Here is a 24,295-nt window from a genome sequence, read left to right as displayed (position 1 = left end):
ATGCGCCGTATTTCCTCAATGTTTGACGCCAGTCTAATCGATACCGTCGATCAATAAAGCGAATTCCTCCCCTTGCCGCATCCTGCTTCGGCAGCCAAAAATCCGGGACGAAGAAGGGGAGCGAGAATGTCCGCACTGCCAAGCCATGCCCGTGTCGTCATCATCGGCGGAGGCGCCGTCGGCGCGTCCGCGCTCTACCATCTGGCGAAGGCCGGATGGACGGACTGCGTGCTGCTCGAAAAGAACGAGCTGACCGCCGGCTCCACCTGGCATGCCGCCGGCAACGTGCCGACCTTCTCCTCCTCCTGGTCGATCATGAACATGCAGCGCTATTCCGCCGCGCTCTACCGGGAGCTGGGCGCGCTGGTCGACTATCCCATGAACTACCACGTCACCGGCTCGATCCGCCTCGGCCATTCCAAGGAGCGGCTGCAGGAGTTCAAGCGCGTCGTCGGCATGGGCCGCTACCAGGGCATGGACCTCGACATCCTGACGCCCGACGAGATGCGCGGCAGATACCCCTTCCTGGAAACCCACGACCTCGCGGGCGCGCTCTACGACCCCTATGACGGCGACATCGACCCCGCGCAGCTCACGCAGGCGCTCGCCAAGGGCGCGCGCGACATGGGCGCGAAGATCTTCCGCTTCTGTCCCGCCACCGGCGCGCGCCGCGAGGGCGAGGCGTGGGTCATTTCCACGCCGCAGGGCGAGATCCGCTGCGAGAAGGTCGTCAACGCCGCCGGCTATTATGCCCGCGAGGTGGGAAAATGGTTCGGCCGTGACGTGCCGATGATGGTGATGAGCCACCAGTACATCCTCTTCGAGGAGATCCCCGAGCTTGCCGCCTGGACGAAGGAGGTCGGCCACAAGCTGCCGCTGCTGCGCGACGTCGACAGTTCCTATTATCTCCGCCAGGAGAAGACGGGCATGAACCTCGGCCCCTACGAGCGCAACTGCAAGGCGCACTGGGTGACGCCCGACGATCCGATGCCGGACGATTTCTCCTTCCAGCTCTTCCCGGACGACCTCGACCGCCTCGAATGGTACCTGAACGACGCCGTCGAGCGCGTGCCGATCCTCGGCACGGCGGGCCTCTCGCGCATGATCAACGGCCCCATCCCCTATGCGCCGGACGGCAACCCGCTGATCGGCCCGATGCCCGGCGTGCCGGACGCATACGAGGCCTGCGTCTTCACCTTCGGCATCTGCCAGGCGGGCGGGGCGGGCAAGGTGCTGGCCGAATGGGTGACGGAGGGCGAGACGGAGTGGGACATGTGGTCCTGCGACCCGCGCCGCTTCACCGCCTTCGCCTCCGACAGGGATTACTGCGTCGCCAAGGGCATGGAGGTCTACGGGCACGAATATGCCATGCACTTCCCCAGGCACGCCTGGCCGGCCGGCCGCGACAAAAAACTCTCTCCGATCCATGACCGCATCAAGGCGCTGGGCGCGCAGTTCAAGCCCTATAACGGCTGGGAGCGCGCCATGTGGTACGCAAGACCCGGCGACGACACCTCGGAAGAGGCGACGCAGACCTGGAACCGCGAGGGTCCGTGGCGGCCGCGCATCGAGGCGGAATGCCGCGCCGTCGCCGAGGCCGCCGGCATCCTCGACCTTCCCGGCTTCTCGCGCTTCCGCGTGAAGGGGGAGGGCGCGACGGCCTGGCTCTCCTCGCTCATCACCGGCAGGGTGCCCAAACCCGGCCGCATCGGCCTTGCCTATTTCGCCGACGACAAGGGCCGCATCGTCACGGAAATGTCCGTCATGATGCTGGAGGAGGACTTCTTCTTCCTCATCACCGCCGCAACGGCTGAGTGGCACGACTTCGAATGGCTGGCGAAGCACCGGCCGAAGGATGCGGCCTTCACCATCGACGACGTGACGGACGATTTCTCCTGCCAGATCCTCTCCGGCCCGAACGCCCGCGCCATCCTCGCCGAGGTGACGGATGCGGACCTTTCGAAGCCGTGGCTGACGCATCAGTCGGCGCAGATCGCCGGCCGCTGGTGCCAGCTCGTGCGCGTCTCCTTCGCCGGCGAGCTCGGCTGGGAAATCCACACCAAAGTGGAGGACACCGCGCCGGTCTTCGACGCCGTCTGGGAGGCCGGGCAGAAACATGGCCTGAAACCCTTCGGCATGGAAGCGCTGGACAGCCTGCGCATCGAGAAGGGCTACCGCGCCTGGAAGGGCGACCTTTCGACCGACTACACGGTCCTGCAAGGCGGCCTCGAACGCTTCGTGGACTGGTCCAAGCCCGCTTTCAAGGGCAAGGCGGCGCTGGAGCGGGAGAAGCAGCAGGGCGTTTCCAAGCGCTTCGTGCTCATGACCGTCGAGGCCGGCGAATGCGATGCGCCCTACATGTCGACGCTCTGGCACGGCGGTCAGGTCGTCGGCGAAACGACCTCCGGCAACTGGGGCTATCGCGTGGGAAAATCCATCGCGCTCGGCATGCTGCGCGCCGACCTCGCCGTTCCCGGCACCGAGGTCGAGGTGGAAATCTACGGCGACCGCTTCAAGGCGACCGTCGAGCCCGACGGCCCGCTCTTCGACCCCGAGAATGAAAGACTGCGCGCATGACCAGCCTTGCCGAACGCCACCGTCGCTTCCACGACCTGCACCAGTCTGGCTGCTTCGTCATCCCCAATCCGTGGGACATGGGCTCCGCCCGCATGATGGCGGCCGCCGGCGCCGTGGCGCTCGCCACCACGTCCGCCGGTTTCGCCTTCACGCTCGGCCGCCCGGACATGGGCCGCGTGACGCGCGAGGAGGCGCTGCGCCATGCCGAGGATATCGTGCGCGCCACGCCGCTGCCCGTCTCCGGCGACTTCGAGAACGGCTTTGCCGATGCGCCCGACGATGTGGCGGAAACCATCCGGCTTGCCGCCGAGGCCGGCCTTTCCGGCTGCTCGATCGAGGACACGCAAATGGTCGAGGGAAACCCGGCCTATGACTTCGGCCTCGCGGTCGAGCGCATCCGCGCGGCGGCCGATGCCGCCCGCTCGCTCGGCCGGCCCTTCGTCCTCTGTGCGCGCGCCGACGGCGTGATGAACGGCGTCTACGGCCTCGACGAGGCGATCCGCCGTATCCAGGCCTTCGAGCAGGCCGGCGCCGATCTCCTCTACGTGCCGGTGCCGCCCGGCGCGGCGGAGCTGCGCCGTGTCGTGCAATCGGTGTCGAGGCCGGTCAACGCGCTTGCGGCCGGGCCGCTGCGCCAGCTCACCGTGCCCGAGTTCGCGGCGATCGGCGTGCGCCGCATCTCGCTCGGCTCGATGATCGCCCGCGTCACCCATGCGGCGATCGCCGAGCAGATGGAGGCCATCGTGAAGGATGGCAGTTTCGCCAAACTGTCCGCGGCCGCGGCGGGGGATCGTATCAACGCAATGCTTGCCGCAGGCGCAGGGGAGACGGAGCATGAGTGAACAGGCAGTTTTGACCCGCCGTTCCGGCGGCCGCGCCGCCCGCGTGGCCATGCGCGCCGCGCCGCTGGCGGAAAACATCCGCCCCGTGCGCCCCGGCCTGCCCGGCGGCCAGTACAAGCCGCTGACGGAAGCGGGCGTGCGCCGCATCCATGAGGCGGCGCTGGACGCGCTGGAGAACATCGGCCTTGCCAACGCCCCGAAATCCGGCATCGAGATCATGACCGGCGCCGGCGCCGTCCTCGGCGAAGACGGGCGCATCCGCTTCCCGCGCGCGCTGGTGGAGGACATGCTGGCGCTCGCCGCGCGCGACATCACGCTTTACGGCCGCGACCCGAAATACGACATGGAGCTCACCGGCACCCGCGTCTATTACGGCACGGCTGGCGCGGCGGTGCATATCGTCGACGTCGAGAAACGGGAATACCGCGAATCGACCGCGAAGGACCTCTTCAACGCCGCTCAGATCGTCCATCACCTCGACAACGTGCATTTCTTCCAGCGGGCGATGGTCTGCCGCGACGTCGCCGACAATTTCCTGATGGACATCAACACGCTCTATGGCTGCTGCGCCGGCACGTCCAAGCATGTCGGCACCAGCTTCTCCGATCCCGCGCATGTTCCCGGCTGCTTCGACCTCATCCACATGATGGCGGGCGGCGAGGACAAGTGGCGCGCACGGCCTTTCGTGTCGAATTCCAACTGCTTCGTCGTGCCGCCGATGAAGTTCGCGGAGGAAAGCTGCATCACCATGGAGGCCTGCATCCGCGCCGGCATGCCGATCCTGCTGCTCTCGGCAGGGCAGGCGGGGGCGACGGCGCCTGCGCCGCTCGCCACCGCCATCGTGCAGGCCGTCGCCGAGTGCCTCGCGGGCGTCGTCTATGTCAATGCCATGGCGCCCGGCCATCCGGCGATCTTCGGCACCTGGCCCTTCGTCTCGGACCTTCGCACCGGCGCCATGTCCGGCGGCTCGGGCGAGCAGGCGCTGCTTACGGCCGGCTGCGCGCAGATGCACCAGTTCTACCGCCTGCCGGGCGGGGCGGCCGCGGGCATCGCCGATTCCAAGCTGCCGGACATGCAGGCCGGCTGGGAACAGGCGATCTCCAACGTCATGGCCGGCCTTTCCGGCCTCAACATGGTCTACGAGGCGGTCGGCATGCATGCCTCGCTGCTCGGTTTCTGCCTGGAAAGCCTCGTGCTCGGCGACGACCTTCTCGGCCAGGTGCAGCGCTGCGTGCGCGGCATCGACGTGACGGAGGATTCCGTCTCGCTGGAGACGATGCGCTCCGTCTGCCTCGACGGGCCCGGCCACTATCTCGGCGATCCGCAGACGCTCTCGCTGATGCAGACGGAATATATCTACCCTGCGGTGGCCGACCGCACGAGCCCGAAGGAATGGGCCGAGATCGGCAAGCCGGACCTCGTCCGCAAGGCGATCGAGCGTAAGAACCGCATCCTCTCCGAGGCCGGCGGGCCGCTCTTCGATTTCGCGACGGACCGGGCGGTGCGCGAGAAGTTCAGGATCTACTTCTAGCCGCGACGGTCGAAATGGGTGCGCAGCGACACGTGCGTCTGCACGGTCGCGATGCCGGGCGTCGTCGCGATCTGGCGGCGCACGGTGTCGAGCTCGGCGTTGGACGCGCATTCGACGAGCAGCATCAGGTCCGTCGGCCCGGCGAGCGACCAGCAGGTCACGACGTTCGGGATGCCGGTCAGGTGCGGCACGACATGGTCGCAGTTGCGGCCCTGCTGGAAGCCGACGGCGATCAGCGCCTCGACGCCCGGCCGCTGCCGGTCTGCGCCGAGCTTCACCGTATAGCCGGCGATCACGCCTTTGGCCTCCAGCCGCCGGATGCGCTCATGCACCGCGCTGCGTGAAAGCCCGGCGTGGCGTGCCAGCTCCACGAGGCTCTGGCGGGCATCGGCGCGCAGCGCGGCAAGCAGCAGCCTGTCCTTCTCATCCAGTTCATCCATCCGGAATTTTCTCCCCGCTTCCGGACATTCGTCCGGCTTTCCATCCCCTTGCTGCGCGAAACCGGACGGAAAAGCAACTATCCGTCGGTGATCGCTTCAAGGAGAGACCGATGCCGACCATACCGGAAAACGCCGTCCTGATCCCGATCGACATGCAGCGGGCCTTCGATGCCGCCCCCTGGCCGCGGCGCTGGAACGACAGGCTGGACGAGAACGGCCTCGCCCTCATCGCCTGGCGCGCCGCCGGGCGGCCGATCGTCCATGTGCGCCACGACAGCGTCGAGCCCTTCTCCACGCTGCGCCCCGAGGCACCGGGCAATGCGCTCCGCCCCGGCTTCGAGCCGCAGGCGGGCGAGCCGCTGGTCACGAAGAGCGTCAACGCCGCCTTCATCGGCACCGATCTCGATCTGCGCCTGCGCCGTCTCGGCGCCGATACGGTCGTGCTCTTCGGCGTTTCGACGGACATGTGCGTTTCCACCAGCGTGCGCGTCGGAGCGAACATGGGCTATCGGGTCGTTCTCGTGGAAGACGCCTGCGATTGCTTCGACCTGCCGGACGGCAAGGGCGGGATCGTCCCGGCGGAGGACATCCATCGCGCCCATGTCGCGACGCTCCGGCAGGAATTCGCCACGGTGCTGCGCACCGCGGACATGCTTTAGCGGCTGGCGGCACGCACCTCGCGTACGCCGAAGTCGAATTGCGGCGTCGTGACGGGATTGAGGTCTATGCCGGGGAAGACGGCGAAGGTGGTGAAGGCCTCGCTTTCGCCCGGCAGCACGCGCAGCACGATCAGCGCACTATCGCGGCCGACCTCGCGGCAGGTGCCGCCGGGGCAGTCGGAAAGCACGACGTCGAGGCGGAAGGACTGCATGGGCGCCGTGCCCTTGTTGGCGATGCGGCCGGTGACGCGGTAGCTCGTCTTCGTCTGGCCGGCGCTCGCCTGCATCTCGGAAAGCTCGACGGCTTCCGCGTCGCTCGCCGGCGCCGCGGCGTTCGTCGTTTCCGTCCTGTCGGTGGGGGCGCGCTCCTCGACGAACCAGATGAGGAGCGCGGCGGCAAGGCCTATGGCGACCACGATGGTGAGGACGGGTTCGACCCAGCTTTGGAAGCGCCGGAAGCGCAGTGCGAGATAGAGAATGGCCGCTGCCGCGACTGCGAATGCCCAGATCATTCATGTCCTCCTGGACATTGTATAGCGTGCGCGGCGGGCGGTCGGAAGGGCAATCCGCCTCAATTTGCCTTGAGGCTGATCCAGTAGGCGCCGTCGAAGGGCACGGCGGCGAAGCGCTCGTTGATCTCCTTCATCGTGGCGTCGGGGTCGACATCGGCGAAGATGTCCGGCCGCAGCCAGTGCGCGAAGACTTCGGCCGCGAGGACGTTGAGCGGCACGGCGTTGAAGAAGTTCCAGAGGCCGTAGACGCGCTCCTCCTTCACCGCCTTCAGGCTGGCGAGATGGGGGCTTTCGACCGCGCGCGCCAGCGTCTCGCGCGCCGTCGCCGGATCGACGCCGGGACCGATGGCGACCGAGGTGTAGGCGCCGTCCGGCAGGGCGGTGGCGATGTAGACGTCCGGGTTCGCCGCGACGATGAACTCCGCGCTGACGGTGCCGCCCTGCTTCGGCAGTGCCTCGGCGATGTTGCGGCTGCCGGTGATGGCGAGGAATTCGCCGAGCCCGCCGGTGCCGTAGGCGAAGCAGCATTTCTCCGGGTTCGGCAGGCCGTCCATGAAGACCGTCGGGCCGGGCTCGGGATGGGCGGCGATCCGGTCGCGGATGCGCTTCAGCCGTGCCTCGTAGAAATCGGCAAAGGCGTTCGCCTGCTCCTCCCGGTTCAGGATCCGTCCCAGGAATCGCATGCTCGGGGCCGTGTTCTTCAGCGCGTCGCTGTTGAAATCGACAACGACGACGGGAACGCCGGCCTGTTCGAGGAAGGCGATCGCCTGCCTGCCGGTATCCGTGTCCGCCTGCCAGTTGGCGAGGATCGCGAGGTCCGCGTTCAGCGACAGCAGCGCCTCGAAGGAGACCGTTATGCCGTCGCCGATGACGGGCACGTCCTCGATCTTCGGGAATTTCTCGCGAAACTGCGCATACATGCCGGACGTGTCGCCCTTCATGTCGCCCGCCCAGCCGGCGAGCAGGCTCACGGGGTCGGGATGGATGAGCGAGAGGGCGACGAGATCGAGCCCGGTGCCGAGCAGCACCGCCTTCGGCTCGGCGGGGATGGTGACCTTTCGGCCGAGCGCATCCGTCACGGTCAGCGGATATTGCACTTCCGCGCGCGCGGGCGGGCCTGCCAGCAGCAGGAAGGCGGCGGTGAGGAGGGCGAAGAGGCGCATGGTCATTGTTTTCTCAGTTCCGGTAGGGCGCAGAGCTCGCCGCAGCCCGGAATGCCCGGCAGCATGTAGCGCAGGCAGCAGACCTTGCGGCGACAGTGGATGACGCCCGCCTCCATCTCGTGGCGCAGGCAGCCGTGGAAGGGATTGCGGCTGCCGTCGGCGAGCCGCGGGCAGTCGAACAGCGGACGGGCGGGCCAATGGTCGTCGCCTTCGGGCGGCACGCGGTCCGTCGCGTTGAAGGCGTAGTCGATGTAGACGGCCGCGTTGTTCCAGGCAAGCTTCGGCGCGATGCCGGATTTTTCCTTGAGCAGCGCGACGACGCGGGCGAGGTGGCAGTCCACCAGCGGCGTGACGAAATCGAGAACGTCCGCGCCGCCGCTCCAGTCGCCCTCGTGCGGCAGGCCGAAGGCGCGCGGCAGGCCATCCTCGCCGATGGCGATCGTCATGCCGTCGAGGGCGACGGGCAGCGTCATTTCCGCCCGCCGCGCCACGACATAGGGGATCGCCAGCGCGGAGAAATAGTAGAGCGACCAGAACGAGGCGGCGGCCCGGCGGTCGGCATTGCCGTGGCTTGCCGCATAGCGGTCGAGCGTTGCCGTGAAACCGTCCCCTGCCAGGAAATCGCAAAGCGGCACGGCGCCGGGAAGCTCCGACGAGAGCATCATCTTCTCGCCGCACCAGGCGTGCTCGCCGGAAAAGACCGCCTTCAGGCAGGGCCTGAAAGCGGTCTCGCCGTCCTGGGAGGAAAGGGTGTTCAAGGGCTTACCATGAATATTTCAAGCTTCCGATGATCGTCCGGCCCTGGTCACGATAGCAGAAGCCGGCCGAGCATACAGCGTCGCGCCTGTTGAAAAGGTTGGTGGCGTTGACCTGCAGCTTGAGCCCTTCGAAGTCCTTGTCGATCGCGCCGAAATCGTAGTCGACCGATGCGTCGAAGAGGGCGCGCGAGCCGTTCCTCGTCGTGTTGGCGTCGCTGCCGTAGCTTGCGCCGGTGAAGCGCACGCCCGCGCCGATGCCGAGCCCGGCGAAGGCGCCGTCCTCCGGCATGTCGTAATGCGCCCAGAGCGAGGCCATGTGGCGCGGCACGGAGGAAACGTCGTTGCCGATGGTGGCGGCCGGCCCCTCGATGATCTTCGCCTGCGTATAGGTGTAGGACGCGATCAGCGAGAGGCCGTTGTCGAGGCTCGTGGAGGCTTCGAGCTCGAGGCCGCGCGAGCGCAGCTTGCCGCGCTGCACCTGGATGTTCGCCGGGCCGGACGGCAGGTTGACCACTTCGTAGTAGAGGCCGTTCGACTGGTCGATGTTGAAGAGCGCGGCGGTCAGCAGCGTGTTGCTGTCGGGCAGCAGGTACTTGACGCCGATTTCCTGCTGCTCGCTCTCCGTCGGCTTGAACGGGTTGCCCGTGGCGAGGTCCACGCCCGCGTTCGGCGAGAAGGCGGTCGAATAGCTGGCATAGGGCGTGATGCCCCATTGCGTTTCATAGGTCACGCCCGCGCGCCAGGAGAAGGCCCGGTCGTCCTGCGGGATCGTCTCGACCGCGCCGGTCGCAAGATCCGTGTTGTCCGTGTCCGTCGAGACCCAGTCGTAGCGCCCGCCGAGCGTGAAGGTCAGCGCGTCGTAGCGGATCTGGTCCTGGAGGTAGAGGCCGGTGATGAGCTGGTCCTGCACGCTCTTCGTCTGGAAGTCGATCGGATCGACCGGCCGGCCGAGCGTCGGGTTGCGCGTGTCGAGCGGCGGGGTGACGCCGTAGCCGTTGAGCGACTTCCAGCGGACCTTGGTGAAGTCGATGCCGGCGAGCAGCGTGTGCTCCAGCGCGCCGGTGTCGAACTTCGCCTCGAGCTGGTTGTCGACCGTGTAGGTGTTCAGCCATTCCTCGAAGGTGCCGGCGCTGCTGTCGAGCAGCAGCGGGTCGGCGGCGTTCGGCTGGTAGGCGAAAGCCCAGTCGGCGTCGATGTTCAGCCAGGAGGCGCGGGCGTTCTGGCGGAAGGTGAAGGTCTCGTTCAGGCGGCGCTCGAACTCGTAGCCGATGCGGCCCTGGTTCTGGACGGAATCGTTGAAGGCCGGGTTGCCGGCGAAGAAGTCGCTGACGGTGGTGCCGTCGAAATAGTAGGCGGCCGTGCCGCCCGTCTTGGTGCGGGAATATTCGCCGAGGATGGTGAGGCGCGTGTCCTCGTCGGGCTTCCAGGTGAGGGCCGGCGCGAGGTAGAGGCGGTCGTCCGGGACGCCGACCTGCTCGGTATCGGCGGTGCGGGCAAGGCCGGTCAGGCGGTAGTAGAACGGGTCCTCGTCGTTGACCGGGCCGGAGACATCGAACTGGCCCTGGTAGCGGTCGTGGCTGCCGTACTGGAGCTGCACCTCGCGCAGCGCCTCTTCCGTCGGGCGCTTGCTGATGAGGTTGTAGAGCCCGCCCGCGCCGGACGCGCCGTAGAGCGCGGAGGAGGGGCCGCGCAGGATGGAGACGCCCTCGAGGCCGTAAGGCTCGGTCTTGAACAGGGAGGAGCCGGCACCCGGCTGGCGCAGGTTGTCGCGGAAGACGCCGGTATAGGTCACGTCGAAACCGCGCACGGTGAAGCTGTCGAAGCGCGGGTCGAAGCCGTAGCCGCCGACGCGCGTGCCCGGCGTATAGGCGAGCGTGTCGAGAAGGGTCTGCGGGTTGCGGTCCTCAAGCTGTTTTTCGGTGACGGAAGAGATCGATTGCGGGGTCTGGAGGAACGGCGTGTCGATCTTGGCGCCTGTCGCGCTGCTCTTGCCGACATAGCCGTCCGCGTTGATCACGCCGCCGCTGCCGCCGTCGACGACGATGTCTTCCAGGACCGTTGCGCCGCCCTCGGCGGTCGCTGTCGGCTGGTCCTGCGCGACGGCCGCCGCGGCCGGCGTCAGGAGAAAGGTGCCGGCAAGCGCGAGGCGGAGGGTCGGACGAAGGGAATTGTGCATGGGCGGGTTACTCTCTGACAGGACAGTCAATACATGACTGTTTTCATCAGGATTCGGCCCGCCGCAACGAATTATATGACTAAAACTGTCATGTTTCGCCCCGTGTTGCCGCCTCGCAACACGGCCTGTGGATGGATTGCACTCAGAAGGCGAGGCTGCCCGCCATCAATGCAAGCACAAGGAAAATCAAGAAGATAACGAGCGCGATCGCGAACAGCACCTTGGCGATGGTGGCCGTCGCGGCGGAAACGCCGGAAAAGCCGAGGAAGCCGGCGATCAGCGAGATGACGAGAAAGATCAGTGCCCATTTCAGCATGGCGGTGCCTCCAAATCTGTCGACAGGAGGACGCGCGAACCGGAAAAAGGTTCCCGGCACGGCGACCGGCGGCGGCCGCGCTGCTATGATCGCGCAAACGACGAGGAGCCGCCATGACCGAACGCCCCATGCCGACCGAGGAGGGGATTCTCGCTTTCCACAAGCGCTGCGAGGATTTCTATCCCGCCGATGCCGTGGATGCGGACATCGCCCGGCAGCGCGCCTGGTACGATGCGCTCTGCGCCGCGTTCAACGCGCCGTCGCCGGCCGGCATGGTCCGGGAGGACGGCATGGCCGCAGGACGCGTCCCCGTCCGCCGCTACCGCCCGGCGCGGGTCGCGACCGGCACACGGCTCTTCTACATCCACGGCGGCGGTTTCGTCGTCGGCTCGCTGGAGAGCCATGACGCCATCTGCGCCGAAATCGCGGAGGCGGCCGGCGCGGAACTGGTGTCCGTCGATTACCGTCTCTCGCCGGAACATGTCTGGCCCGCCGCTTTCGACGACTGCTGGGCCGTGCTTGTCGAGCTTCTCCTGGAAAGCCGCCCGGTCGTCGTCATCGGCGACAGCGCCGGCGGAAACCTTGCCGCCGGCATCGTGCTGAAGGCGCGGGACGAGGGGCTGACGGGCATCGCCGGACAGGCGCTCGTCTATCCCGCCCTCGGCGGCGATCTCGTTTCCGGATCCTACCAGGAGATGGCCGACGCGCCGGGGCTTTCGACCGCGGACGTTGCCTGGTACCGCGAGGTCTACAAGGCGCCGGAGGATTCGGCGCATGCCTTCCCGCTGCGTTCGGAAAACCTCGCCGGCCTGCCGCCCGCCTTCATCACCGGCGCCTATTTCGATCCGCTGCGCGACGACTCACGGGCCTATGCGGCGCGGCTCGTCCTTGCCGGCGTGCCGGTGGAGTTCCGCGAGGAGAAGCAGATGATCCACGCCTGGCTGCGCGCCCGCTTCATGAGCGCAGGCGCGAAGGCGGGTTTTGCCGCGCTGTGCGAGGCCGTGCGCCGGATGGCAGGCTCATGAGCGGCGTCGTCGATCTCGATAAGCTTCTGCGGACGCTGGAGCCGGCGCTGGCGGAAGGCAGCTTCGTCTATGCCAGCGTGGCGCCGGCCGATCTGGCGGAGCATCTGGCCCGCGGGCCGATCGGCCTGTTCCGGGAGGAGGAGGGCATCACGCTGATCCTGCCGGCCGATGCCGCCGAAGGGCTGGCCGCCAGCCCGCCGATGCGGATGATCACGCTGACCGTGCATTCCTCGCTGGAAGCGGTCGGCCTGACGGCGGCCTTTGCGACGGCGCTGACCGATGCCGGCATCAGCGCCAACGTGGTTGCCGCCTATCACCACGACCATATATTCGTGCCGGAGCGGGATGCGGAACGGGCGCTCGAAACGCTGCGGGATCTATCCCGCACAGCGCGTGAAAAGGGAGATGCGTGATGAAATGCGGGCAATTTGCAGGTACGGCGCTGATCTTCGGCCTGATGGCCGGGCTGCCGTCCGTTTCGGCCGCCGAGACCGCTCCGGCCCCCATTCCGGCCTGCGCCTTGTCGGGCTCGAAGAGTGTCTTCATCGGCGGCGCGCCGGCTTTGCGCCTGTCCGATGTGGTGAACTGCCCGCCGGAGCTTTACGAGATCGTGCCGAGCGTCATGATCGAGGGCCAGCCCATGGTGAAGTTCCGCACGGGCGTCGGCGAGAAGGGCAATTGCACGGCGCGCGGCGAGGAGACGGTGAGCGTCGAAGGCGAATCCGCCAGCCGCGTCGGGGATGTGGCGTGCACGCAGAATTGAAGCGCGGGGCGGCCCCGGCCAATTCAGGGGCGCGTGGCAATTGAAGCCGAGGGTCCTGTTTGACGTGACCTTTCCCCATCCGCTGTCGTCATCCTCGGGCTCGACCCGAGGATCCACAGACGCCCGGGGGCGTGGATGGTCGGGTCAAGCCCGACCATGACGAAGGAGAGGTTGGCTGGGGGATGGAACGGTTGCATCCTTCTGAAACCAGACAGCCGACCGAAGCCGCCCGCCACCGTTTCAGTTCCCCGCGCTCTCCATGCGCCGTGTCGTCAGCACGCGTTCCAGCCAGCCGATCTCCATCTCGGGGACGGATTTCAGCAGGAGGTCGGTATAGTCGTCGAACGGCGGCGAGAGCACTTTCGACTTCGGCCCGAAGCGCACGAGACGCCCCCGATGCATCACGGCCACGCTGTCGGCGATGGCGCGCACGATGGCGATGTCGTGGGTGATGAACATGTAGGAGACGTGGGTCTCGTCCTGAAGTTTGAGAAGCAGCTTCAGGATGCCTTCCGCCACCAGCGGGTCGAGGGCGGAGGTCGGCTCGTCGCAGAGGATGAGCTCGGGCTTGGCCGCCAGCGCCCGGGCGATCGCCACGCGCTGCTTCTGGCCGCCGGAAAGCTCCGCCGGATAGCGGTCGGCGAAGCGGCCGCCCATCTCGATCTGTTCCAGGAGTTCCTTCACCCGTTCCGTCTTCTTCTGGCCGCGCATGCCGTAGTAGAAGGTGAGGGGACGGCCGACGATGTCGCGCACCGTCTGGCGCGGGTTCATCGCCGTGTCGGCCATCTGGTAGATCATCTGGATGCGACGCAGCTGGTCGTTGGTCCGGCCCTTGAGCGCCTTCGGCAGGGGCGAACCGTCGAAGCCGATCGTTCCCTCCTGCGGCGGCAGGAGTCCCGTGATGACGCGGGCGAGGGTGGACTTGCCGGAACCCGATTCACCCACGACCGCCAGCGTCTGGCCCTTCGGCAGGTGCAGCGAGACGTTCTGCAGCACCTTGAAGCCGTTGGAATAGCCGGCGGTGATGTTGTCCACCTTCAGGAGCGTGTCCGACTGGTCGGGCGCCTCCTCGCGCTTCGTGCTGCGCACGTTGACGAGCGCGCGGGTATAGTCCTGCTTCGGCGCCTCGATGATCTGCTTGACCGGGCCGTATTCCACCGTCTTGCCGTGGCGGAGCACGAGGATGTCGTCCGTGATCTGCGCCACGACGGCAAGGTCGTGGGTGATGTAGAGCGCGGCCGTGTGCGTCTCCTCGATGGCGTGCTTGATGGCGGCGAGCACGTCGATCTGGGTCGTCACGTCGAGCGCGGTCGTCGGCTCGTCGAAGACGATGAGCTCCGGGTTGGGGCAGAGCGCCATGGCGGTCATGGCGCGCTGCAACTGGCCGCCGGAGACCTGGTGCGGGTAGCGCTGGCCGAAGGTTTCCGGATTGGGCAGGCCGAGCACCTTGAAGAGGTAGAGCGCCCGCTTTTCCGCCTCCGCACGGCTCATGATGCCGTGCTTCAGCGAGGCCTCGATCACCTGGTCGCCGAGCCGGTGGGCGGGGTTGAAGGCCGCGGCCGCCGACTGGGCGACGTAGCAGACCTTGCAGCCGCGTACCTTGCGGATGCCGGAGGGCGGCAGCTTCAGGAGGTCCTGGCCGTTCAGCAGCACTTCGCCGCCGGTGATGCGCACCCCGCCGCGCCCGTAGGCGAGCGCGGTGAGGCCGATGGTGGACTTGCCGGCGCCCGATTCGCCGATGAGGCCGAGCACCTTGCCCTTCTCGACGTCGAAGGAGACGCCCTCGACGAGCGTCACGGTCCGCGGCGGCTCGCCGGGCGGGTAGCTCGTCGCCTCGATCTTGAGGTTCCGTACGGAAAGAAGATCAGGCATCGCCGCGCCCTCCCTTGAGGCTGGAGGTCCGTTTCATCAGCCAGTCGACGACGAGGTTGACGCAGATGGCAAGCCCGGCGATCGCGCCGCCCGGAATCAGCGCGGCGGAAATGCCGAAGATGATGCCGTCCTTGTTGTCCTTCACCATGCCGCCCCAGTCGGCGGCCGGCGGCTGGATGCCGAGGCCGAGGAAGGAGAGGGTGGAGAGAAACAGGATCGAGAAGGCGAAGCGCAGGCCGAATTCGGCGAGCAGCGGCGAGAGCGTGTTGGGCAGGATTTCCCGGAAGATGATCCAGCCCGTGCCTTCGCCGCGCAGCCTCGCGGCTTCCACGAACTCCATCACCGCGACGTCCAGCGCGACGGCGCGGCCGATGCGGTAGACGCGGGTGCTGTCGAGGATCGCCATGACGAGGATGAGGATCCAGAGCTGCTGCGGCAGCACGGCGAGCACGACGAGGGCGAAGATCAGCGTCGGGATCGCCATCATCAGGTCGTTGAAGCGCGAGAAGACCTGGTCGACGAAGCCGCCCGTCACCGCCGCGATGAAGGAGAGCAGCATGCCGAGCGAGAAGGAGAGCACGGTCGCCGCCAGCGCCACGAAGATCGTGGTGCGGGCGCCGTAGATCAGCCGCGAGAAGAGGTCGCGGCCGAGATTGTCCGTGCCGAGCAGGTAGTCGCCGCCCATCGGCTGCCAGACGGAGCCGACGATCTCGCTTTCGCCGTAGGGGGCGATGAGGGGCGCGAAGAGGGCGCAGAAGACGGCAAGGGCGATGCCCAGGATACCGACCCACGCGCTGACGGGAATGGTGGAAAGTCTCATCGCGGGTGCCTCAATCTCGGGTTCGCGACGATCGCGAGGATGTCGGCGAACATGTTGAGGAAGATGTAGAACGCGGCGAAGATGAGCCCGCAGGCCTGCACCACCGGCATGTCGCGCACCGTCACGGCGTCGACCATGTACTGGCCCATGCCGGGATAGACGAAGACCACCTCCACCACGACGACGCCCACGACGAGATAGGCGAGGTTGAGCGCGATGACGTTGATGACGGGCGCCACGGCGTTCGGTGCCGCATGTTTGGCGATGATGCGCAGGCTGGAGAGGCCCTTCAGTTCCGCCGTCTCGACATAGGCGGACGACATGACGTTGAGGATCGCCGCGCGCGTCATGCGCATCATGTGGGCGAGCACGACGAGGACGAGGGTCGCCGTCGGCAGCGCGATGGCCGAGAGCCGCTGGCCGAGCGTCATGGTGTCGTAGACCGTCGCCGGGAAGGTGGCGACGCCCATCTGCACGGCGAAGAACAGGATCAGGAGATAGCCGACGAAGAATTCCGGAAGCGAAATCGCCGCCAGCGAGATGACGTTGATGATCTTGTCCGGCAGGCGGTTGCGGTATTGCACCGCGAGCATGCCGAGGCCGACGGCGAGCGGCACGGAGATGAGCGCCGCGAAGAAGGCGAGGAACAGCGAGTTGCCGAGGCGCTTGCCGATCTGCTCGCTGACCGAGTTCCTGGATGCCCAGGACGTGCCGAAATCGCCCTGGACCGCCCCGCCGAGCCAGTTGAGGTAGCGGGTGGTGGCCGGCTGGTCGAGGCCGAGCTCCTTGCGGATGTTCTCCACCGCCTGGGGCGTCGCCGACTGGCCGAGATAGGTCGTCGCGAAGTCGCCGGGCAGGGCTTCCACGCCCCCGAAGATCATCAGGGACACGGCGAAGAGCAACGCCACGCTGAGCGCGAGCCGCTGCAATATGAGCGCCGCGAGCGGGCTGCTCTTGCTGAGTTTGGCCCAGAACGAAGGCACGCCTTCGCTAACGGGAGCTTCAGTGGACGCAACCGACCCGGCAACGCCGGCAGACTGCGGGGCTTCGCCCGCAGCCGCCGTTGCTGTCAGCTCCGGACCGTGCGCCGGTCCGCCGCCGGCCATCAGGCGTCCAGCCACACGCGGGTTGCGACATAGCCGTTCGACATGTCGTTGCCGATGTCGTGCACGTAGCCCTTCACCTGCTTGGAGGCGGCGTTCACGAAGTCGTTGAACATCGGCAGGATCAGGCCGCCCTCGTCGCGCACCATCATGGCCATGGTGCGGTACATGTCCTTGCGCTTGGCCTCGTCGAGTTCCGAGCGGGCTTCCAGCAGGAGCTTGTCGAAGTCCTCGCGCAGGAAGCGGGTGTCGTTCCAGTCCGCCGTCGACAGATAGGCGGTGGAATACATCTGGTCCTGCGTCGGGCGGCCGCCCCAATAGGAGGTGGAGAACGGCTGCACGTTCCACACGTTCGACCAGTAGCCGTCGCCCGGCTCGCGCTTCACCTCGATGTTGATGCCGGCCTTCTTGGCGCTCTCCTGGTAGAGGACGGCGGCATCGACCGCGCCGGGGAAGGCGACGTCGGAGGTGCGCAGCAGCACCGAGCCGCTGTGGCCGGACTTCTTGTAATGGAAGGACGCCTTGTCCGGGTCGTAGGTGCGCTGCTCGATGCCTTCCGGGAAGAGGGCATAGGTCTCGTTGATCGGGAAGTCGTTGCCGACCTTGCCGTAGCCGCCGAGCACCTTCTCCAGCATGGTCTCGCGGTCCATCGCGTATTTCAACGCAAGGCGCAGGTCGTTGTTGTCGAACGGCGCCGTGTTGCAATGCATGATGAACACGTAGTGGCCGCGGCCGGAGGTGGAGAGGATGTCCACGGTCGGGGCGCGCTTCAGGAGGTCGACCGTCTTCGGGTCGACGCGGTTGATGTAGTGCACCTGGCCGGAAGAGAGCGCGGCGATGCGGGCCGTCGCGTCGTTCATCGCGATCATCTCGATCGAATCGACGAAACCGCGGTCCTGGCGCCAGTCGTCCTGGTTCCGCTCGAAGGTGGCGCGCACGCCCGCCTCGAAGCTCGTGACCTTGTAGGGGCCGGTGCCGATCATGGCGTTCGGATCGTCGAGGCCGCCGTTCGGCTGGATGACGAGGTGGTAGTCGGTCAGCAGCAGCGGCAGGTCGGCATTGCCTTCCGTCAGCACGAGCACCAGCTTGTCGCCGTCGGCCTTGATCTCCTTGATCGACTTCATGACGCCGAGCGCGCCCGATTCCGACTTCTCGTCGGTGTGGCGTTGCAGGGTCTTGATGACGTCGTCGACGGTCAGTTCCTTGCCGTCGTGGAATTTCACGCCCTTGCGGATGTTGAAGGTCCAGGTCGCGGCGTCGGCGGACGGTTCCCAGGATTCGGCGAGCGCGGGCACCGGCTGGCCGGTCAGCGGCTCGGATTCGACGAGCATGTCGCCCCAGTTGCGGCCGACGACGAACATGAACTGCGAGAGCGCCTTGGCCGGGTCCTTCGAGTCGGTCGCGGCGGCGCCTTCGAGGCCGAGCTTGAGGTGGCCGCCGCGCTTGGGTTCCTGCGCGCGTGCGGCGGTCTCGAACATCGTGCCGGCAGCGGCGAGCGTGATGCCGAATGCAGCGGCGCGGCCCATGAACTCGCGCCGGTTCATGCGGCCGAGCGTGACCTGGCTGGTGAGGTATTTGGTGTAATCAGTCATTCCCCTGTTCCCTTTGCTGGCCCTGAAATGGGCATTTGTTGTTGTGATTGGCAGAATTTCTGTTTTTCGCCTCCAAGGCAACCTCCCCCACCGGCTTTTATGCCGGCGGCGGTTCATTTCCCGTCTCTCGAACGCCTCCTTCTTCCGCCGCCATGCGGCCCGTTTTCCATAAGCTATTCCCGTATAAGACGCCTGTAACGCCCTAAATTATCTATTTCTTCCACAAGTGAGGCTTATGGAAGTCTGCGCGCCTCGCCCGATGCAGGGGCAGGCTCCTCATCGTCCCTTCCAGACGGGATCGCGCTTTTCGGCAAAGGCGCGGGCGCCTTCGAGCTGGTCCTCGCTGGAATAGAGGATGTCGACCGTCCGGAACTGCCGGCGGGTGATCCTGTTCATGGTCGTCTGGAAGGTCTCGCCCTCGGCGGCGCGCACCACTTCCTTGATCGCGGCATAGACGAGCGGCGGGCCGCTTTCGAGGAGGCGCGCCAGCTCCCAGGCGCGCTCCATCAGCTTGCCTGCGGGCAGGATCTCGTTGACGAAGCCCCAGCGGTGCGCCTCCTGGACGTCGAGCCACCGGCCGGTCAGGAGCATGTCCATGGCGATGTGGTAGGGGATGCGCTTGGGCAGCTTGATCGAGGCGGCGTCGGCCACCGTGCCGGAGCGGATCTCCGGCAGGGCGAATGTGGCGTGCTCGGCGGCGAGGATGAGGTCGGTGGAGAGAGCGATCTCCAGGCCCCCGCCGCAGCAGATGCCGTTGACGGCGGCGATGATCGGCTTGTTGAGGTCGCGCAGTTCCTGCATGCCGCCGAAGCCGCCGACGCCGTAGTCGCCGTCCACCGCGTCGCCCGCGGCGGCGGCCTTCAGGTCCCATCCCGGACAGAAGAATTTCTCTCCCGCGCCGGTGACGATGGCGACGCGCAGGGTCTCGTCGTCGCGGAAGTCCCGGAAGACCTCGCCCATGATGCGGCTGGTCGCCAGATCGATGGCGTTCGCCTTGGGGCGATCGATCGTCACTTCCAGGATGCCGCCTTCGCGGCGCTGCCTTATCGGTCCGGTCATGGGCTTTTCCTCAGACGGATCAGTGCGTCGGCCGCGACGACACCGTCGCCTTCCGGCAGCACCATTATGGGATTAACGTCCAGTTCTTCGATTATTGAAGCGTTTGAAACGACATAGGATGCCGCTGATGCGACGGCGGCGGCAAGGGCGTCGACATCGCCCTTCGGCGCGCCGCGATAGCCGTCGAGCAGCCTTGCGATCTTCAGGCCGGATATGGCCTCGCGGATCGTCGTCTCGTCCGTCGGAAGCGTCAGAATCGCGGAATCTTCGAGCAATTCGACGAGGATGCCGCCCGCACCGATCGTCAGCACCGGCCCGGCCACCGGGTCGCGCATCGCGCCGACGATGAGTTCGGCGACCGGTTTGCCCACCATCCTTTCCACGAGGAAGCCGGAGGCGACGCCGGCCATCGCCTTCGCGGCCTCCAGAACCGCTGCGCGGCTCGCGAGGTTCAGCCTGACGGCCCCGGCTTCCGTCTTGTGCGCGACGCCGAGGCCTTTCAGCGCGACCGGAAAGCCGAGCGTTTCCGCGCCGTCGGCGGCGGCCTCCACCGTCTCGGCTGCGATGCCCCGGGGTACACGCAGGCCGTGGGCGGCGAGCGCCTGCTTGGCCTCGTGCTCGGTGAGCGTGACCGCTTCGCCTTCGCCGGCCGCTACCTTCAGCAGCGGCGCGGGCAGGGGCCTCGTCCAGATGTCGCCGATGCCGGCGGCGGCCTCCGCGGCGGCCAGCGCTTCCTCGATGCCGTGGAAGGGCACGACGCCGTTCCGCATCAGCATCCCGGCGGTCTCTTCCGGCATGTTCTCCGCCATGCTGGCGACGATGCCGGCCTTCGCGCCCGTCGCCTTCGAGGCATCGATGACGGCGTGGCAGGTGGCGGTCCAGTCGGCCGCGTCGCAGCGGTCGAGGCGCGGGAAGTCGAGCACGACGAGGTTCAGCGCGTAGCCGCCCTTCATCATCGTCGCGAAGGCGGCGGTCTGCTTCTCGCGATTGCCCCAGACGAAGGTGTGGTAGTCGAGCGGGTTGGAGATCGTCACCATCTGGCCGAGCGTTTCGCGCAGCGGCTGGCGCTGCTCGTCCTTCAGCGCCCGGTAATTGACCTTCCGCTTCACGCCGGCATCGGCCATCAGCGAGGCCTCGCCGCCGGAGCAGGACATCGAGGAGATGTCGTGGCTCGGCAGGGGGCCGGCGACATGCAGCAGCTTCAGCGTCTCCAGAAGCTCCGGCAGCGTCTCGACGCGGCCGATGCCGAGGCGGGCGAGGAGCGCGGAGGAGACCGCATCGTTGCCGGCGAGCGAGGCGGTATGCGAGACGGTGGCGAGCTGCGCCTGCTCCGACTTGCCGACCTTCAGCGTCACGACGGGCTTCTTCAGCTCCCGCGACCGGAAGGCGAGGCGTTCCAGCGCCTCCAGGCTGTCGAAGCCCTCGATGTGCAGGCCGACGGCGGTGACGCGCGGGTCTTCCAGAACCGCGCAGGCGAGGTCGGCAAGGCCGGTCTGAGCCTGGTTGCCGGCCGTCAGGATATAGGCGAGCGGCAGGCCGCGCTGCTGCATGGAGATGTTGCAGGCGATGTTCGAGGACTGCGTGAGGACGGCAACGCCCCGCTCGATGCGCAGCATGCCGTGCTGGTCGGGCCAGAGCAGGGCGCCGTCCAGCATGTTGATGAAGCCGTAGCAGTTGGGCCCGAGGACCGGCATGTCGCCGGCCGCCTCCACCAGCGCCTTCTGGAGATCATCGCCATCGGCGAGCTCGCTGACGGCCTCGCGGAAGCCCGAGGCATAGCAGACCGCCCCGCCCGCGCCGCGGGCGGCAAGGTCGCGGACGATGCCGATGGTGAGCTCCCGGTTGACGCCGACGAAGGAGGCATCCGGCGCGCCGGGCAGGTCAGCGACAGAGCGGTAGCACTTGCGGCCGAGGATTTCCTCCTCGCGCGGGTGCACCGGCCAGATCTCGCCGGCAAAGCCCATCTTGTCGCACTGGAAGATCACCCGCCGCGCCTCCTTGCCGCCGAAGACGGCGATGGATTCCGGGCGGATGAGGCGGTCGAGGGGGCGGGGAGCGGTCATGTGTTGTTCTTGCCCCTCATCCGCCCTGCCGGGCACCTTCTCCCCGTCGCGACGGGGAGAAGGAGATATGCCGGGCCGTTTTCCCGCTTGAAGGCGTGCTGTTTGGCACGTCCCCTCTCCCCGCTTGCGGGGAGAGGGTTAGGGTGAGGGGCAAAGACGGACTCTACCATCCTCAAGCCCCCAGCGGCCGCAACAAGTCGCGGCTGATGATGTGGCGCTGGATTTCCGAGGTGCCGTCCCAGATGCGTTCCACGCGGGCGTCGCGCCAGAAGCGGGCGAGCGGCAGGTCGTCCATCAGGCCCATGCCGCCGTAGATCTGGATCGCCTCGTCCGTGACGCGGGCGAGCATTTCGGTGGCGTAGACCTTGGCCGAGGCAATCTCGCGGTTCGAGGGAAGGCCCTGGTCGAGCCGCCAGGCGGCCGACAGCGTCAAAAGGTCGGCGGCGTCGATCTCCGTTATCATGTCGGCGAGCTTGAAGGAGACGCCCTGGTTCGCACCGATCGGCTTGCCGAACTGTTTTCGCTCGGCCGCATAGGAGAGCGAGTAGTCGAAGGCGCGGCGGGCCCGGCCGACCGAGGTGGCGGCGACGGTGAGGCGCGTCGCGTAGAGCCAGTCGTTGGCGATGTCGAAGCCCTTGTGCACCTCGCCCAAGATCTGGGAGGAGGGCAGGCGGCATTCGTCGAAGGTGAGGATGCAGTTCTTGTAGCCGCGGTGCGAGACGGAGTTGTAGCCGTCGCGGATTTCGAAGCCCGGCGTGCCGCGGTCGACGAGGAAGCAGGTGATGAGCTTCTTCCTGCCGCGGGGCGTGTCCTCCTCGCCGGTGGCGATGAAGACGATGACGAAATCGGCGATGTTGGCGTGGCTGATGAAGTGCTTGGTGCCGTTGACGACCCAGTCGTCGCCGTCCTTGCGGGCGAAGCACTTCATGCCGCGCACGTCGGAGCCCGCGTCCGGCTCGGTCATGGCGAGGGCGTCGAACTTGTCGCCGCGGACGGCCGGCAGCAGGTATTTCTCGCGCTGCTCGCCGTTGCAGGCCATCAGGATGCCGGAGGGGCGGCCGAAGAAGACGGTGAGCGCCATCGAGCCGCGGCCGAGCTCGCGCTCGACCAGCGTGAAGGAAAGATGGTCGAGCCCCGCGCCGCCGACCTCTTCCGGGAAATTGCAGCCGAAGAAGCCGATCTCCTTGCACTTCCTCGCGATCTCCCGGCCGAGCTCCGGCGGCACATGGCCGGTGCGCTCGACCTCGTTCTCGTGCGGATAGATTTCCGTCTCGACGAAGGCGCGGACCGTGTCCACGATCATCTGCTGCTCGTCGGTCAATGCGAAGTTCATGGCATTCTCCTCGTTTGGTTTGCCCCTCATCCGGCTGCCGCCACCTTCTCCCCGCGGGCGGGGAGAAGGGATATGCCGCGCCGGCTTCCTCCATTCCCAGGCCCGCCGTCGGCAGGTTCCCTCTCCCCGCTTGCCGGGAGAGGGCTAGGGGGCCATTCGTTCTTACTGCGCTTTCTTCTGCCCGACGCTCCGCCCCGCGCCGTCCGGCGCCGCCAGCCTGGCATGGGCCTCGGCGATCGGTGCGATCTTCGCCAGCACCTCGGCCGGCGCGTCGACGCTCCTGCCGGCTTTCGAATCGACGTGCAGCATCATCTGCTCGGCGGTCGCGATGACGTCGCCGGTCGCCGCGTCGTGGATGCGGGTGAAGAAGTGCAGGCGCTTGGCGTCGGACGACAGCAGCTGGAGCGTCGTATAGAGCGCCTGGCCGAGCCTGGCCTCGCCGAGATGGCGGATGTGGGTCTCCACCGTGTAGTAGCTGTGGCCGGCCTCGACATAGGCGAAATCGACGCCGATCAATCGCAGCAGCGCATCGGACGTGTCGCCGAAGAGCTGGAGGTAGCGGTGCTCCGTCATGTGGCCGTTGTAGTCGACCCAGGCGGCGTTGACCTTGGTGTCGACGAGGCGCAGCGGCGCGGCGGCGGAGACGTCCACCTTCGCCTTGCCGGCCCTGGCCCACAGATGCTCCTCGAATTCGGCGAGCAGCTTGCCGGCGCCCCAGCCGCGGCCCTCGTCGCCGGCCTTCAGCGCGTGCATGATGCCGACGAGGTTCTGGTCGCGGATGCGCTCCAGCTCGCGGATGCTTCGTGCGCCGGACTGGGCGTCGGACTGCGAGGCGATCTTCTCGACCAGCGCGTCGTCGAGGTCGACGACGTCGGTGAGCTTGGTCCAGGGCCAGGAGAGGCAGGGGCCGAACTGGGCGAGGAAGTGGCGCATGCCCGCTTCGCCGCCGGCGATGCGGTAGGTCTCGAACATGCCCATCTGCGCCCAGCGCATGCCGAAGGAATAGCGGATCACGTCGTCCAGCGTCTCGGTGTCGCAGATGTCGTCCTTGATGAGCCAGAGGCCCTCGCGCCAGACGGCTTCCAGCAGGCGGTCGCCGACGAAGGCCTCGATCTCCTTGTTGATGATCACGCCCTTCATGCCGATGGGGGCGAGCTTGGCCTTTGCGTCCTCCAGCACCGCGCGCGAAGTCTTCTCGCCGCCCACGAGCTCGGCGAGCGGCAGCAGGTAGACGGGATTGTAGGGATGGGCCACGAACAGGCGCTCGGGGTGCTTCATGTCGCGCTGGAGATCGGTCGGCATCAGGCCGGAGGTGGAGGAGCCGATGAGGGCCGTCGGGTCTGCGGCCGCGTCGATCTCGGTGAGGACGCCGCGTTTCATCTCCAGGCGTTCGGGCACGCTTTCCTGAATCCAGTCAGCGCCCTGCACGGCTTCCCTGATGCTGTTGCAGAAGACGACCTTTCCCTTCGGCGGCAGGGGCGCCATGGTGAGCATGCCATAGGCGCGCTCGGCATTGGCCATGACCTCGCCGATGATGCGCTCGGCTTCGGGGTGCGGATCGAACACGCTGACGTCGATGCCGGCCAGCGCGAAGCGCGCGACCCACGCCCCGCCGATGACGCCGCCGCCGATGCAGGCTGCCTTGTGGATGGTGGTCATGCTGTGCGTTCCCTTGTTGTGTTCTTGCATAC

20 protein-coding genes and 1 pseudogene are annotated in these 24,295 nt (G+C 67.1%); 7 read left to right on the top strand and 14 right to left on the bottom strand.

Annotation, left to right across the window (positions count from 1 at the left end):
• Window positions 1-126: 126 nt before the first annotated feature.
• Genes ACIIOY_RS00850 through ACIIOY_RS00840 form a run of 3 tightly spaced genes read left to right on the top strand, consistent with a single transcriptional unit; the run spans window position 127 to window position 4,950 of the window.
• Window positions 127-2,577 carry a GcvT family protein gene (locus ACIIOY_RS00850; protein ID WP_411032707.1) on the top strand — a complete coding sequence of 817 codons (2,451 nt, stop codon included), beginning with the start codon at window positions 127-129 and terminating at the stop codon, window positions 2,575-2,577.
• On the top strand, window positions 2,574-3,419 hold the full coding sequence (locus ACIIOY_RS00845) for an isocitrate lyase/PEP mutase family protein (protein WP_411032706.1): 846 nt from the start codon (window positions 2,574-2,576) through the stop codon (window positions 3,417-3,419). Before ACIIOY_RS00850 ends, ACIIOY_RS00845 begins: the two co-directional genes overlap by 4 nt.
• Window positions 3,412-4,950, top strand: a complete 1,539-nt coding sequence (locus ACIIOY_RS00840; protein WP_411032705.1) for a trimethylamine methyltransferase family protein — start codon at window positions 3,412-3,414, stop codon at window positions 4,948-4,950. The genes ACIIOY_RS00845 and ACIIOY_RS00840 overlap by 8 nt, the downstream gene beginning before the upstream one ends.
• On the opposite strand, the gene ACIIOY_RS00835 is transcribed toward ACIIOY_RS00840, so the two are convergent.
• Window positions 4,947-5,390 (bottom strand): Lrp/AsnC family transcriptional regulator, encoded by a 444-nt coding sequence (locus ACIIOY_RS00835; protein WP_411032704.1) that lies wholly within the window; start codon window positions 5,388-5,390, stop codon window positions 4,947-4,949. The two genes, ACIIOY_RS00840 and ACIIOY_RS00835, sit on opposite strands and share 4 nt — an antisense overlap.
• Window positions 5,391-5,500: 110 nt before the next feature.
• Here ACIIOY_RS00835 and ACIIOY_RS00830 point away from each other — a divergent pair, with 110 nt between their 5' ends.
• On the top strand, window positions 5,501-6,049 hold the full coding sequence (locus tag ACIIOY_RS00830; RefSeq protein WP_411032703.1) for a cysteine hydrolase family protein: 549 nt from the start codon (window positions 5,501-5,503) through the stop codon (window positions 6,047-6,049).
• Here ACIIOY_RS00830 and ACIIOY_RS00825 read toward each other — a convergent pair.
• From ACIIOY_RS00825 to ACIIOY_RS00805, 5 genes are all read right to left on the bottom strand, one after another.
• Window positions 6,046-6,561 carry a hypothetical protein gene (locus ACIIOY_RS00825; protein ID WP_411032702.1) on the bottom strand — a complete coding sequence of 172 codons (516 nt, stop codon included), beginning with the start codon at window positions 6,559-6,561 and terminating at the stop codon, window positions 6,046-6,048. The genes ACIIOY_RS00830 and ACIIOY_RS00825 overlap by 4 nt on opposite strands.
• Window positions 6,562-6,620: 59 nt before the next feature.
• Window positions 6,621-7,730 (bottom strand): ABC transporter substrate-binding protein, encoded by a 1,110-nt coding sequence (locus ACIIOY_RS00820; protein WP_411032701.1) that lies wholly within the window; start codon window positions 7,728-7,730, stop codon window positions 6,621-6,623.
• Window positions 7,727-8,389, bottom strand: a complete 663-nt coding sequence (fhuF, locus tag ACIIOY_RS00815; protein ID WP_411033042.1) for a siderophore-iron reductase FhuF — start codon at window positions 8,387-8,389, stop codon at window positions 7,727-7,729. The genes ACIIOY_RS00820 and fhuF overlap by 4 nt, the downstream gene beginning before the upstream one ends.
• A 97-nt stretch (window positions 8,390-8,486) precedes the next feature.
• Window positions 8,487-10,658, bottom strand: a complete 2,172-nt coding sequence (locus ACIIOY_RS00810; RefSeq protein ID WP_411032700.1) for a TonB-dependent siderophore receptor — start codon at window positions 10,656-10,658, stop codon at window positions 8,487-8,489.
• A gap of 142 nt (window positions 10,659-10,800) precedes the next feature.
• Window positions 10,801-10,974, bottom strand: coding sequence for a DUF1328 domain-containing protein (locus ACIIOY_RS00805; protein ID WP_244766861.1), 174 nt, complete (start codon window positions 10,972-10,974; stop codon window positions 10,801-10,803).
• Between the two features lie 113 nt (window positions 10,975-11,087).
• On the opposite strand from ACIIOY_RS00805, the gene ACIIOY_RS00800 reads away from it, so the two are divergent.
• The 3 genes from ACIIOY_RS00800 to ACIIOY_RS00790 are packed head-to-tail and all read left to right on the top strand — an operon-like array spanning window position 11,088 to window position 12,762.
• Complete coding sequence (locus ACIIOY_RS00800) at window positions 11,088-11,999, top strand: alpha/beta hydrolase (protein ID WP_411032699.1); 912 nt, start codon at window positions 11,088-11,090, stop codon at window positions 11,997-11,999.
• Entirely contained in the window at window positions 11,996-12,412 is a 417-nt protein-coding gene (locus ACIIOY_RS00795) for an ACT domain-containing protein (RefSeq protein WP_411032698.1), read from the top strand. The genes ACIIOY_RS00800 and ACIIOY_RS00795 overlap by 4 nt, the downstream gene beginning before the upstream one ends.
• The gene (locus ACIIOY_RS00790; protein ID WP_411032697.1) at window positions 12,412-12,762 is read left to right on the top strand and encodes a PAAR domain-containing protein; all 351 of its coding nucleotides are present in this window, start codon (window positions 12,412-12,414) and stop codon (window positions 12,760-12,762) included. Before ACIIOY_RS00795 ends, ACIIOY_RS00790 begins: the two co-directional genes overlap by 1 nt.
• Before the next feature lie 240 nt (window positions 12,763-13,002).
• Here ACIIOY_RS00790 and ACIIOY_RS00785 read toward each other — a convergent pair whose 3' ends face one another.
• The 8 genes and pseudogenes from ACIIOY_RS00785 to ACIIOY_RS00750 all read right to left on the bottom strand — a co-directional run bounded on the left by ACIIOY_RS00785 (window position 13,003) and on the right by ACIIOY_RS00750 (window position 24,263).
• Window positions 13,003-14,634 carry an ABC transporter ATP-binding protein gene (locus ACIIOY_RS00785; protein ID WP_411032696.1) on the bottom strand — a complete coding sequence of 544 codons (1,632 nt, stop codon included), beginning with the start codon at window positions 14,632-14,634 and terminating at the stop codon, window positions 13,003-13,005.
• Entirely contained in the window at window positions 14,627-15,454 is an 828-nt protein-coding gene (locus ACIIOY_RS00780) for an ABC transporter permease (protein ID WP_411032695.1), read from the bottom strand. Before ACIIOY_RS00780 ends, ACIIOY_RS00785 begins: the two co-directional genes overlap by 8 nt.
• Window positions 15,451-16,404, bottom strand: a pseudogene (locus ACIIOY_RS00775) (ABC transporter permease); the annotation flags it as partial. The pseudogene ACIIOY_RS00775 and the gene ACIIOY_RS00780, both read right to left, overlap by 4 nt.
• A gap of 155 nt (window positions 16,405-16,559) precedes the next feature.
• Entirely contained in the window at window positions 16,560-18,149 is a 1,590-nt protein-coding gene (locus tag ACIIOY_RS00770) for an ABC transporter substrate-binding protein (RefSeq protein WP_411032694.1), read from the bottom strand.
• A gap of 276 nt (window positions 18,150-18,425) precedes the next feature.
• Complete coding sequence (locus ACIIOY_RS00765; protein ID WP_411032693.1) at window positions 18,426-19,208, bottom strand: carnitinyl-CoA dehydratase; 783 nt, start codon at window positions 19,206-19,208, stop codon at window positions 18,426-18,428.
• Window positions 19,205-21,271, bottom strand: coding sequence for an acetate--CoA ligase family protein (locus tag ACIIOY_RS00760; protein WP_411032692.1), 2,067 nt, complete (start codon window positions 21,269-21,271; stop codon window positions 19,205-19,207). The genes ACIIOY_RS00765 and ACIIOY_RS00760 overlap by 4 nt, the downstream gene beginning before the upstream one ends.
• A gap of 172 nt (window positions 21,272-21,443) precedes the next feature.
• Complete coding sequence (locus ACIIOY_RS00755) at window positions 21,444-22,604, bottom strand: acyl-CoA dehydrogenase family protein (protein ID WP_411032691.1); 1,161 nt, start codon at window positions 22,602-22,604, stop codon at window positions 21,444-21,446.
• Between the two features lie 162 nt (window positions 22,605-22,766).
• Complete coding sequence (locus tag ACIIOY_RS00750) at window positions 22,767-24,263, bottom strand: carnitine 3-dehydrogenase (protein ID WP_411032690.1); 1,497 nt, start codon at window positions 24,261-24,263, stop codon at window positions 22,767-22,769.
• Window positions 24,264-24,295 lie beyond the last annotated feature (32 nt).

Source organism: Shinella agrisoli, from assembly GCF_046557955.1.
Taxonomy (GTDB): Bacteria; Pseudomonadota; Alphaproteobacteria; order Rhizobiales; family Rhizobiaceae; genus Shinella.
This window is presented reverse-complemented; position numbering and strand designations above follow the sequence as displayed.